This is a genomic window from Nocardia sp. NPDC102475 (genome assembly GCF_055584605.1).
This window is the reverse complement of sequence record NZ_JBVJLS010000014.1, coordinates 170,975-183,665: the sequence shown is the minus strand read 5'-3', so window position 1 is coordinate 183,665 and position 12,691 is coordinate 170,975. Positions and strand designations below refer to the sequence as shown.

Below are 12,691 nucleotides of genomic sequence, written 5' to 3'. Positions count from 1 at the left end.
CGTCTTCTGCTGGATCTCGGCCTGCGGTTCGGACTTCGGGAAAGAACCTGACTTAGGCGCTTCTGGCTATGAGCAGGCGGACAACCAGTACCGCAGTTGTCAGCGTTCTACTGAATCCGGGTTTGTGGCACCGGCTTCGGCGAAGGCTCGGGCGTAGCGGGTACCTGCCAGGAGCAGCAGGACGCCGACTACCAAGAAGGCTGCTACTCGGACCAGGCCGTCGAGGGTGGCGAGATCGAAGAGGAACAGCTTGGCCAGGGCAGCTGCGGTGACGAGCAGTCCGGAGCCGAGTGCCAGTTTGGCGACGGCGGCCGAGCGGGACAGGTTGCGCAGGCCGAAGAACAGCGCGGCCGTGGCGGCGCCCATCCACAGGATGGTGGCGGCGCTGTGGCCGATGATGAAACCGTCGGCGCTGCCGGTCGCGATGCCGATCGAGACCGCCGCGGCGGTTACCGCATACAGGCCCGCGATGCTCGCGACGACGAACAGCGTCGACTCGTCGGTTCCGCCCTTGGTCATGCCGGGGAGTCTCCGGGCGCACCAGACGCCCACAACGATGACCGCGAGCGCGAGGACGGCCCCCAGAGCGGTCGCGATACCCAGATGCTCATGCGCAAGCCGTTGTGTCGCAAGCGCTTCCGGAGTCACGGTGGTGAAGTACGCCACCGAGCCGACCAGCGTGAATGCCGCGCCGATGGCGGCGGCAATACGGGAGCGCCGCTGTCCGGCCAACCCGAGGTAGCAGAGCGCCACCAGGAACAGTGCGAGGGGCAGGGTCTGCACTCGCGTCACGCCGACACACGCTTCGAGCAGCGCGAACGAACCGGCGATCGCGGAGACGAATGCGATCGAACCTGGAATCCGCACCAGCTCACGCATTTTCGGCACCATGGGCAATGTCGCCACAGCCAACAGAACCGCCGCATAAACGGCCGCGACCAAGGTGGCCGAGTGCCGCTCGAACATCGCGGGGGCGGCCAAGAGCGGAGCAGTCGAAAGCGCGAAGCTCAGCGCGGCCACGATATCGCCGGATCGCCTGCGCGCCACCAGAACACCGCCGACCAACCCGATCGCCGCGATCGCCACCGCAGCGGTGAGCAGCCAGTACACCCGGCCCTGCGCCGGATCGTCGACGACGGCGACGGCAATGGCGAGCAAGGTCGCCGATGTCGCGGGCGCCGTGCGCACCACATGCAGGAACGGCCAATCACGGACCAATTGCACCGGCACACAGGTCAACTGCAACACGATCAGGAATGCGAGCAGCACCAGTTCCGAAGTGACGAACGGCGACAACAACGCCGCACCCGCGACCACGAGCACCGCGAGCGGCTGCGACTGCCACCGCATCGCCAACCCGACCCCACCCGCCGCAACACCGAGCGCCACCGCGAGCCCGACCACCGGATGCAACCACTCGTAGATCGCCGTCACCGCGACCACATCCAGATAAGCCCCGGCAATACCGGTGGCAGCCAAGGAAATTCCACCGACCCGGCCACCGGCCCGCCCGAACACCCGCGCCCCGGCCCCCACCAGCGCCGCCGAGAACACAGCCCCGGCAACAACTCTCGGTACCGGGCCGAAGAACCCGGCCTGCGCGGCGAGCACCAACAGCATCACCACCCCGATCAGCGTCACTCCCACCCCGGCCACCGCCAGCACCCGACTTATCATCCCCTCCTGCTGCCACCACGGTGTCTTCGGCGCACGCGCCCCACCCCACCCCGGCGGCCGCGGCGGCGACCCTGGCGGAACCGCCCCAACCCCCGGCCCACGCAGTCCTGGCGGCACAAACCCGCCGGGCACACCCGAACCCCCCGGCACTCCACCCGGCCCCGCAGCCCATCCCGACATACCGACACCGCCCGGCGCGCCATACCCTGGGACCGGCCGCGCCCACCCCGAGGGCCCGGTCGGCGGCATCGGAATCCGCCCCACCCCGCCAGGAACTGGTGCAGACGGCACCGCACCCGCCATCGGCGCGCCAGGCACCACCCAAGTGGCGGGCACCCCCGGCACCGCACCTGCGACAGGTGCACCGGAAGCATCAGAGATCGCTTCGGGTGTCGGGGCCATCGGGGCACTCGCAGCGTCCGACCGCGCCGTCGATCTCCGGTCGGCAGCCGACTCCCCCGAGACTGCCGATCCGGCGGTTGCATTCGATGTATGCCCAGCGCCGCGCGTCGGCTCGGCCGAAGGAGCTACGGGAGCGTCCGGCAAAACCGTCTGGCCACCGACCGCCCCCGCGGCTCCGGACGCAGGCTCACCGCTGGCACCGGGCGGCACCGGGATCGGACCGAGCGGATACTCTCCGCGAACCGAGAAGCCGGTCGATTCCGGCGAAACCGCAGATGCCGCAACCGAATCGGCGACGACCTGTGCTCGTAACAAATCCAGATCTCGGCCGAGGACGCCCATCTGCGTTCCCAACGCAGCGAACTCCCCGGACAACCGCGAAATCAGCGCGGGATCGATAGACGTAGTCATGTCTCCAATGCTGATTTCCCGAGCGCACCGGAACATGAGTAGAAACCACTGGTACCCATCCGGGATCTACTCGAATTCCATCCGCGCGACCGAGTCACCCAATGCGAAGATGCCGACCGCCGCAGCGCTCCACCGGAACCCCCGCCCGGTCGTGGCAGGGCGGGGGTCGGCGCTTACTGCAGGGTGTGGGAGCGCATGTTGGTGACCTGGTAGACCGCATCGATTACCGCGGACCGGGGTGGCATGCGCAGGACGCCGGGGGTCGGTTCGCCTGCCCAGTGCCAGCCGAGTTGGGAGTCGGTGGTGGGAAGCAGGACGTGGCGGCCAGGGGGGATGACGGTCACGTGCTGTCCGGCCAGGCAGCGGCGCACGCTGATCTCGACCGGGATGGCCGGGCTCGGTGGTGCGACGAGGAAGGTCCAGGTGCGTTCGCCGGGTTCGGCGACTACCGGGGCCGTGTAGGTCCGGTCGAGGGTGCCCAGGACTTTGCGGCCGAGATCCGGTGGCATCACCAGGGCGCCGAGGATGGAGCCGGTGGTGATCATCGGGCGACCCGCCAGCAGCTGGACCGGCAGTCCGTACCGATGCCGCAGCATATGCGCGATTTCGTGGGGCGAGTGACAGCGCTCGAACATGGTCTACGCCTCCCCCTGTCCGCAGACCGGGCAGCCCCCTCTGCGTAGCGGACCGTGCTGTTCGCGCACGCGCTGGGTGTGGCGCGCGGATCGACTGGTCTGGACACCCGGCTCGAACGCGCGATCGGCGCGGAGAGCTCGCACGGTGGTATTCGGCATGGTGATCATTGCCGCCGCCCTTTGCATTCTCAAAGTTGCAGAAAGGCAAAGGTATTCCAACTGAGCCGGAACGAGTCGTACGTAATGTCCCACTTCGGGTGAGCGCGATCACTTAACGTCGTACCCTGAAACAAGGATGTAACAAAGGACTTGGCTATATGGACGATTCGTCGATCGGCGTGCGGTTAAGGCTGTTCCGCGGAAAGGCGCTCACGCAGCGCCAACTCGCCGACCAAGCCGGTGTCAGCGTGGATCTGGTGCGCAAACTGGAACAGGGTGGCCGCCAGACCGCGTCTATCGCCAGTCTGCAAAAACTCGCGCGCGCACTGGATGTCGACATATCCGACCTGGTGGGCAAGCGACACGGCATCCCCTCCGGCAATCCCGATGCCGGTATCGTCGCGATCCGGCGCGCATTGACCCCGGTCGACGATCTGCTCGGCGAGATCCCGGATGAGGGTGCGATCGGCCTCGACGAGGGCAGTCGCGCAGTCGATTACGCGTGGGGCGCCTACTGGACCGGCCACTACGAACTGTTGACCTCGATCCTGCCGACCGGACTCACCCAGCTGCGGGCAACTGTGCACGCCGCCCGCAACGGCGCGGTCGCATCCGCGAATGAGCTACTCGCACGGATGTATTGGGTCACCGGCTGCACCCTGGTCCATCTCGGGCAGACCGATCCGGCGTTTCTCGCGATCCGGCAAGGACTTGCCGCCGCCGAACTCGGCAATAATCCGCTGCTGCTGGCCACCATTCGCGGCTCGGTCGCCTGGCAGCTGCTGGTGCAGGGCCGCTATGAGGAGTCGCGCAAGGTCGCGCTGCGTGCGGCGGCGGATCTGGAGCCCGAGGGCGACGAAGCTCCGGCACACCTGTCCGCGTACGGATCGCTGGTCCTGCAGGGCGCAACCGCGGCCGGTCGATCGCAGGACGTTCCCGAAGCGTTGTCGCTGGTCCAAGCGGCGGGTGAGGTCGCGCTGCGCATCGGCGTCGATCGTCACGATTACGAAACCTATTTCGGCCCTTCACAAGTCGTCATGCAGACGGTCGATGTGAATATCAGCTCCGAACGCTATCCGGAGGCTCTGACCGCCGCGCAGGACATGCCCGCGAATTGCGGTCTGCCCCAGGCCTCCCGCGCCCGCCACCTCACCGATACGGCCGTCGCCCTGACCCGCACCGGCCAGCACAAACGCGCACTCGCCGCCCTGCTCGACGCCGAACGCGTCGGCGGCGCCGACTGGATCAAATACCAGTCCCTGCCCCGCCACATCGTCTCCGAACTACTGGACCACGACCGCCGAGTCCCGTTGCGCGCCTTCGCCCGCCGTATCGGCGTCAACACCTGATCGGCGCCGAGATCCGGGCGATCACGGTAGTTCAGCGTCAGCCGCAGGTGCTTTGCGGTAGCACCGCGCAATCGGCGAGTTGTGCCACAACGGCCACTGCTGACGAGTGCGAGCCAAGACCTAGCCGCTGCACCGAACAATTGCGCCTCACTCATCGGACTTGCGCGATCCGCGCTGCTCGACCACCGAGCGCACCGAATCCGCCTGCCCGCAAGTGCGCCTGCACCGTTCGAGGTTTCGCGCCCCGAACTCTGCGGCGACCGGCCTCACCGAGCCGGTTCGCCCTAGCTACCCATCAACTTGCGCCATTGGGCGCGTAAAGAGTGTTTGGCGGTTATCGAGCCGAAGCGGATTCGGCCTTGTACGACGACGTGCAGTGGGCCGAGTGGTGGGCCGGTGCGGACCTTGTTGTTGACGCTGGAGCCGATCAGGTCGACGGCGTTGAGGTCGACGGTGGCCTCGGCGGGGACGATCAGGGTGAGTGAGCTGAGATAGTCGTCGACGTGCACCTCGACGACCTGGGTGGACATGATCGCCTCGGTGAAATCGAGCGTGACGCCGGAGAGCCAGTTGTTCAGATGCAGTGCGGGCGCCACCTGCCAGGGACCGCGGCGATTGACCCCGGACAGACGGCTGCGGATCACATTCCCCGGCGTGATCTGCGACGGGACCGAGGGCGGCGGTGACACCCGCTTCGTGAAGGCCGGCGAGGAATTCACGAATGTCGAGGGCGGCGCGGCGGGCTGGCCGACGAGTCGCACGCCGGGCAGGTCGACCAGCACGGCATTGAGTTCACCGCGGGTCTTGGCGGCCAGCGCGGTATCCATCCGCTCGGTGAACTCCCCGAGGGAGAGCATGCCGAGCCCGACGGCGCGCTGCAGCAGTTGACCGACATGTTCGCGTTCGGCATCGGAAACACGCAACGCACGATCGCCGACCACGTCACCGGAGCCGACACTGTTGGATACCGATTCGGGGCCACCCATGAATCCGAGATTACCGAGCCCACCACCCGCCACGCATCAGGGCAATCCCCGAGTCCCCCTCCCCTCGGGCGTGATCCCGCCGATTTCCGCGCAGATCCAGACCGTTTCCGCGCTCATCACACAGGTGCACAGGCGACCCAAGCCCGCACATCCTGAAGCCACCGGGCACCCCGCACCACTCCCGCCGATTTCCGCGCGGATCCAGACCGTTTCCCGCTCATGACACAGGTGCGTCGGCGAACCAAGCCCGCACATCCTGAAGCCACCGGGCACCCCGCACCACTCCCGCCGATCTCCGCACAGATCCAGACCGTTTCCGCGCTCATCACGCAGGTGCACAGGCGAACCAAGCCCGCACATCCTGAAGCCACCGGGCACCCCGCACCACTCCCGCCGATTTCCGCACAGATCCAGACCGTTTCCCGCTCATGACACAGGTGCGTCGGCGAACCAGGCCCGCGCATTCCCTGGAGCCCCTGGGGCACTCCATTGCGCCACCGGGCACCGAGACGACGACCCGCGCCGGAGGACGAGCCCGCCCACCGGGTACCCCGGCCAACTAGTGCGCACCTCATGTACAAGGTGCCCACTAGCGAGAAGGGGTGCCCGGTGTAGGACGGCGAGTGCTTCTACTGCACCGCCTGACATATTGACCCCTACAGGATGATCAGGGCGCGGATCGCCTCTGGGGACCGCGAACCGCCGGGCAGGAGCCGGGAACCGTTGCGCCACCTAATCGGGAACTATTGCGCTAATCGAGAACCGTTGCGGCCACCTGCTCGAGAAACCCATTGCGGCACGTCTTCGGAATTTCGTTCCGGCCACGTATCCGAGAACCGTTGCGCACCTACTCCAGCCCCTGCTCGATCGCATAGCGAGTCAGTTCAACCCGGTTGGCCAGCTGCAACTTCCGCAATGTCGCCTGCACATGGTTCTCCACGGTTCGATGGCTGAGCCCCAGCCGCGACGCAATCTGCTTGGCGGACAAGCCTTTCGCCACCATCCGTAAGACTTCGGTCTCCCGCTCGGTGAGCGCGGGCCGATGCGGTTCATCCGGTTGGACCGGCGCGGTCGCCATCCGCCGATACTCACCGAGCACCAGCCCGGCCAGCCCTGGCGTGAACACCGGTTGCCCAGCCGCTGTGGCCCGCACCGCCTCGATCAACTCGCTCGCGGACGCACTCTTCACCAGATAACCCGATGCCCCTGCCTTGATCGCATCCAGCACATCGGCGCGCTCGGCCGACGCCGACAACACGAGCACCCGGCTCTCCGGCGACACTCGCAGTACCTCCGCGGTCGCCTGCGCCCCATTCCCATCGGGCAACTGCATATCCATCAACACCACCGCAGGCCGCACCGCCGCCGCCCGCCGAGTAGCCGACCCCACCCCATCCGCCGTCGCCGCAACCACGAACCCCGCCTCGGCCAGATCACGGGAGACCCCATCCCGCCACATCGGATGGTCGTCCACCACCATCACCGAAATCGCCCCGGCCGCATCATCGCTGGTCACATCGTCCTCCTACGTGCTCGGGCACCTGGCCAGCTCGGACAATCGATGACCGGATCGCCCCGGCCGCACCATCACTGGTCACCACGTCCTCCTACGTGCTCGGGCACCTGGCCAGCTCGGACAATCGATGACCGGATCGCCCCGGCCGCAGCACCACTGGTCACCACGTCCTCCGCCGCTCGCTCGAGCACCTGGGCAGCCAGGGGTAAGAATCGCTTCGGCCGCATTACCACTGGTCACAGTGTCCTCCTCCGCGCTCGAACGCCCGGAGACACCGACTCCCGCCAGCACGGCTGCGGTGAGTTCACGCGGCAGCGTCCGAACGCGGCACCCGAAACTCCCACTCGGTACCGAACCCAACCCCACCAGCCTCCTCGGTCAGCAACACCGCCGTTCCCCCCAACGTCTCGATGCGACCGATAATGGATCGTGAAACCCCCATGCGCCCCTCGGCTTCCGCCTCTTCCAAGCGCCCCGGGGCAATCCCGACACCGTCATCGCGCACGCTGATGATCAGCTCGTCACCGGTATCCTCCAGCAGCACATAAGCTTTCGCATCCGGCCCCGCATGCAACCCGACATTGGACAGCGCGTTCGCCACCGCCGCAGCGAGCTCCCCCGCCATCCAACGCCCGACCCGCACCGGCTCACCCGGCGTCGAAACGAACACCGACGGCGTCGCGTGCACCGTCAGCAGCGGCCGCAGATCGACATCCGCACCACCGGTATCCCCGTGCCTACCCTGTTCGGAGATCAAAACCCGCAGCGCCACTTCCTGTTCCGCCGCCCGCTGCGCCAATTCCTCGGTGGGACCGCCGATCTCGTTACCGCGCCGCTTGATGTAGCTGAGCACCTGCAGCACGCCGTCGTGCACCTCACGAGCCAGCCGTTCCCGTTCCTCGGCCGCCGCGGTCAACCGAACGGCCCGTTCCAGCTGCCCCTGCGCCCGACGCGCGGTATTTGCGGCCAGTCCGAGCGCCAGCCCGATGGAGACGAGCACCGGCGCGGTCGCATCGGCCCACACATCCTGGCCCCACTGCTCGCGCACCGTCACGATGACCGCCGCTATCAGCAGCCCAGAGAGCACACCGGCGAGCGGACCACGCAGAATCGCCGCGGAGACAACGGCATTGGCGACCCACAGTGTGGTCGGCAGCGTCTGATGCCCGTGGTACCAGCCGTAATCGGCGACCAACCGGGTCGAGGCGATCAGCGCGATCACCACCACGTGATCCCCGATCACCACCCACGACCGCAGCCGCGCCACATCGGGAAAGTGCCACTGCGACAACATGAATGCCGACGCACCGGACCACACCGCCATCACGGCGATCAGTACCCAGCTCAGCTGCTGATTCTGGTAGTACTGCACCGAGGCGATCTGCTGACCGACCGCATAGAGCAGCGTGACCAGCCGCAATGCCTGCACGGCACGCCACAGCGGCGCGGTCGCCGCATCGTCAGCGCTCAGCTCGGCCGCGCCGGCCTCAGTCGGGCCCGGCCGAGTCATCCGAACGGTCCTCCCGGTGCATCTCCTTGGTCAGCACCGCATCCACATCGAACCGGCCGGCCTCCGGTTCATCCGGCTCCACCGCAAATCGACCCCCGTCGCCGGTGTGCAGTTCCTCGAACGCCTCCTCCGGACTCTCCGACAGCAGCGAGCGAATCGCGGTATTCATCACCGCGACGAACGGCACCGCCAACAGAGCGCCCGCGATCCCGCCGAGCACGAGGCCCGCGGCAATGGCCAGCACCACCGCGAGCGGATGGATGCTCACCGCCCGACCGAGCAGCAATGGTTGCAGCACATGGCTTTCCAGCTGCATCACCGCGATGATGATGCCGAGCACGATAACCGCGGTCACCCAGCCCTTGGTCACCAATGCGATGAATACCGCGATGGTCCCGGCCAGGAATGCACCGACGATCGGGATGAACGCGCTGATGAACACCAGCGATGCCAACGGCAATGCCAGCGGCACCCCGAGAATCGCTAGACCGGCACCGATGCCGATGGCATCGACGAGCGCCACCACCACCGTCGCGCGGACGAATCCGACCAGCGTGCCGAAGCCGAGTTGCCCTGCGGTGCGCACCTTTTCCCGATGCGGGGTCGGCACGATCCGGGTGACGAAGTGCCAGATCTGATCGCCGCCGTAAAGGAAGAAGATCAGAATGAACAGGGTCAGGAACGCGCCGGTGAGAACGTGCCCGATCACCGTCGCGGTGGTCAATGCCCCGCTGGTGAGACCTTCCCTGTTCGATTGGATCGTTTTGACGATCGTGTCGCCCGCATTCCGAATCTGCTCATTGCTCAGATGCAGCGGACCGTTGATCAGCCAGTCCTGAATCTCGTGGACGCTGTGGGTGATTTCGTCGGACAGCTGCGGTACGCCCTCGATGAACTGCTCGACGACGAAGGTCATGATTCCCGCGACCACCCCGAGCGATCCGACCAGCGCGACGAGGACCCCCACCGACCTGGGCACCCCGAGCCGCTGCATCCAATCCACCAGCGGCGCCAGCATTGCGGCGGCCAATAGGCCGATGGCGAGCGGTATCACCACCGTCGCCAACTTCTGCACGACCATCGTGATCGCGATCAGCGCGGCGAACATCACCAGCAGCCGCCACGCCCACTCGGCGGAAACTCGGACGAACGGATGTACAGAATCAGCAGCCGACCGCGCAGCAGTGGCTTTTCCGAGAGCACTAACCTTCTGGTCGGTCACCTCCGCGAGCCTAATGGCCGCAGAGCGCCGCGGACATGCTCGGATGAGCTGAACGCTAGATTGGTCATCGTGTCAGCGCCCTTGGAAGCGGTCAAACAGACCATGCGAACGCGCTGGCCGCTGTACCTGACATCGATGCTGTTGGCCAACGCCTTCGGCGCGGTCCTGGTGTGGGCGTTCATCCAATATGGACTCCCGGTTCCCGAAGGTGAGGCGGCCGGTGCGCGACGCACCGGCCTGGTGATTCCCGGCCTGGTTTTCACCACCGGTGGTTTGCTGAGCCTGGCCGCTTCGGCGCTGATGCTGCGTCCGGTCATGCGCTGGCAGATGCGCGGTGGGCCGCCCAGCCACCAAGAGCAGATGGCCGCACTGCACGCGCCGCTGCGCCAGGCGATGCTGCATCTGGTGCTGTGGTTGATCGGCGGCGCCATCCTGGCGGCCACCATCATCGTGGACGCGCCGGAGCTGGCGGGCGCGGTCATCGTCACCGAATGTATGGCCGCGACGATCGTCTTCGGCTTCACCTACATGCTCGGCGAACGAATTCTGCGCCCGGTCGCCGCTCAGGCCCTCACCGAGGGCTCGTTCGACCACACGCTGACACCGGGCGTTGGCACCAGGATGGGGATGACCTGGGGTATGGGCACCTTCGCGCCCACCATCGCCATCGTGCTGCTGTGCGTCACCCAAATCTCCTCGGACGTGAAGTTCTCCGCGCAATCGCTGGCCATCTCGATTCTGCTGCTGTGCGGTGTGGTGATCATGCAGGCGCTGGCGCTGTCGATGCTGACCGGATCGAGCATCTCCGACCCGGTGCGCCAGCTCAGCCAGGCCATCGACCGGGTGCAGGAGGGCGCCCGCGACGTGCAGGTCGAGGTGTTCGACGGCAGTGAGATCGGACTGTTGCAGGTCGGCTTCAACCGCATGATGGAAGAGGCCGCCAAGCGCCGCCAGCTGCAAGAACTTTTCGGCCAGCATGTCGGCGAGGAGGTGGCGCAGCGCGCACTCGACTACGGCACCGAACTCGGCGGCGAGACCCGATTCGTGGCTGTGCTGTTCGTCGATATGGTCGGGTCCACCGCGACTGCCGCGGAGCGACCGCCGACCGAGGTGGTCAGCCTGCTCAACGAGTTCTTCCGCATCGTGGTCGACGTCATCGACCGGCACCACGGCTTCGTCAACAAATTCGTCGGCGACGCCGCATTGGCGATCTTCGGCGCGCCGCTGGACCGCCCGGATGCACCGACCGCGGCCCTGGCCGCCGCCCGTGAATTGCGCGAAGTCCTGCGCGAGGTGCCCGGACTCGATATCGGTATCGGAGTTTCGGCGGGCCTGGCCGTCGCCGGAAATATCGGCGCCGCAAACCGTTTCGAATACACCGTGATCGGCGATCCGGTGAACGAGGCATCACGCCTGACCGAACTGGCAAAGGATCAACCCGGCCGCGTGCTCGCCTCGGGCAGCGCGCTGTATTTCGCCGATGAAAGTGAGCAGGACTTTTGGCTGACGGGCGAGGAAGTCCAGCTGCGCGGGCGGCGACGAAAGACCAGGCTGGCCTGGCCGAAGGATGGGACGGATCCGCACGTCGATGCAGACAGCGAAACAGTCGGTTCGTTAGGCTGACCGCGTGACGGCCAATGGGGAACTAGCCGGCGAGCCTGCGCCGCAGCCGTCCGACGGCCCCGATAGACCGGCGAAACGTGGTCGCCGGAGCAAATTCTGGTGGGTCAAATGGGTCGCAGGCATCGCCCTACTGGCATTGCTGATCGGCGAGGGCTACTACCTCTGGCCACGCTTACACGATTCCTGGAATAACCTCACCGAAATTCATTGGGGCTGGGTCGCCGCCTGTATCTGGTTGCAGGCACTGTCGATGAGCGGATTCAGCCGGGTGCAGAAGCAACTGCTGCATGCGGGCGGCGTCGAGGTCCGTCAGCACAAATCCGTCGCCGTCGTCTACGGCGCAACCGCCATGTCGGTGACGCTGCCTGCCGGACAGGTGTTCTCCACCACCTTCACTTATCGCCAGACCCGCCGGTGGGGTGCGAATCCGATCGTCGCCTCCTGGCAGTTGGTGATGTCCGGTGTGATCGCGACCGCCGGACTGGCACTGCTCGGCGTCGGTGGTGCGCTGCTGGTGGGCGACCGGGTCGGGCCGTTCAAGCTCATATTGTCGCTGGCCGGTGTGATCGCGCTGGTGTGGGCGGGCAACCACCTGTCGAAGAATCCGGGCGCGCTGGAAGCCGTGCTGCGCCGCGGGCTAGCGCTGCTCAACCGGATCCGCAAACGCCCCGCCAAGCAGGGCATGAACAAGATCGCCGATGTGCTCTCGCAGCTGGAATCGGTGGATCTCGGCAAGCGCGACGGGGCGATGGTCGCGGGTTGGGCACTGGTGCACCGCTTCGCCGATGTGGCCTGTCTCGGCGCCGCCTGCTACGCGATCGGTGCCGATCCGAAGCTGGCCGGTCTGCTGATCGCATTCACCGTGGGCAAGGCCGTCGGCTCGATCCCGTTCGCACCCGGCGGCATCGTCTATGTCGACGCGACCCTCATCTACGGCCTGACCGCCGGTGCGGCCCTGCCCGCCTCCCAGGCCGTCGCCGCCGCCTTCGTCTACCGCCTGGTGAGCTTCGTCCTGGTCGCGATCATCGGCTGGATCGTCTTCGCCTTCCTCTTCCGCACTCCGCAGGCCGATGATGCCGAATTCGAGAAGGAGTTCGAACAGCGCCGCCTGTGACATTCGGCAGCGCCTGCGGCGCCGCGTGTTCGCGGCCCCCTGGTGTCTCGCGGGCCGCGAACGTCGCTCGTAAGACTCGCTCCGTCG

Annotated in this window: 9 protein-coding genes; 3 read left to right on the top strand and 6 right to left on the bottom strand. The window is 66.7% G+C overall.

Features of this window, described 5'->3' with window-relative positions:
* Positions 1-99: 99 nt before the first annotated feature.
* Positions 100-1,677, bottom strand: coding sequence for a DUF2339 domain-containing protein (locus ACZ60G_RS25325; RefSeq protein ID WP_465812851.1), 1,578 nt, complete (start codon positions 1,675-1,677; stop codon positions 100-102).
* A gap of 986 nt (positions 1,678-2,663) precedes the next feature.
* Positions 2,664-3,125, bottom strand: coding sequence for a hypothetical protein (locus ACZ60G_RS25320; RefSeq protein WP_465812849.1), 462 nt, complete (start codon positions 3,123-3,125; stop codon positions 2,664-2,666).
* A gap of 317 nt (positions 3,126-3,442) precedes the next feature.
* Between ACZ60G_RS25320 and ACZ60G_RS25315 the strand changes: the two genes are divergently transcribed.
* On the top strand, positions 3,443-4,633 hold the full coding sequence (locus ACZ60G_RS25315) for a helix-turn-helix domain-containing protein (protein ID WP_465812847.1): 1,191 nt from the start codon (positions 3,443-3,445) through the stop codon (positions 4,631-4,633).
* 284 nt (positions 4,634-4,917) lie between these two features.
* On the opposite strand, the gene ACZ60G_RS25310 is transcribed toward ACZ60G_RS25315, so the two are convergent.
* From ACZ60G_RS25310 to ACZ60G_RS25295, 4 genes are all read right to left on the bottom strand, one after another.
* The gene (locus ACZ60G_RS25310) at positions 4,918-5,619 is read right to left on the bottom strand and encodes a DUF1707 SHOCT-like domain-containing protein (RefSeq protein WP_465812845.1); all 702 of its coding nucleotides are present in this window, start codon (positions 5,617-5,619) and stop codon (positions 4,918-4,920) included.
* Between the two features lie 847 nt (positions 5,620-6,466).
* Complete coding sequence (locus ACZ60G_RS25305) at positions 6,467-7,099, bottom strand: response regulator (RefSeq protein ID WP_465812951.1); 633 nt, start codon at positions 7,097-7,099, stop codon at positions 6,467-6,469.
* 340 nt (positions 7,100-7,439) lie between these two features.
* Positions 7,440-8,645: a MacS family sensor histidine kinase gene (gene macS, locus ACZ60G_RS25300; RefSeq protein WP_465812843.1), complete on the bottom strand. Its 1,206-nt coding sequence runs from the start codon at positions 8,643-8,645 to the stop codon at positions 7,440-7,442.
* The gene (locus ACZ60G_RS25295) at positions 8,623-9,867 is read right to left on the bottom strand and encodes an AI-2E family transporter (protein ID WP_465812841.1); all 1,245 of its coding nucleotides are present in this window, start codon (positions 9,865-9,867) and stop codon (positions 8,623-8,625) included. The genes macS and ACZ60G_RS25295 overlap by 23 nt, the downstream gene beginning before the upstream one ends.
* Positions 9,868-9,969: 102 nt before the next feature.
* On the opposite strand from ACZ60G_RS25295, the gene ACZ60G_RS25290 reads away from it, so the two are divergent.
* Together ACZ60G_RS25290 and ACZ60G_RS25285 are read left to right on the top strand one after the other, a co-directional pair.
* The gene (locus ACZ60G_RS25290; RefSeq protein ID WP_465812949.1) at positions 9,970-11,490 is read left to right on the top strand and encodes an adenylate/guanylate cyclase domain-containing protein; all 1,521 of its coding nucleotides are present in this window, start codon (positions 9,970-9,972) and stop codon (positions 11,488-11,490) included.
* Between the two features lie 4 nt (positions 11,491-11,494).
* On the top strand, positions 11,495-12,604 hold the full coding sequence (locus tag ACZ60G_RS25285; protein ID WP_465812839.1) for a lysylphosphatidylglycerol synthase transmembrane domain-containing protein: 1,110 nt from the start codon (positions 11,495-11,497) through the stop codon (positions 12,602-12,604).
* Positions 12,605-12,691 lie beyond the last annotated feature (87 nt).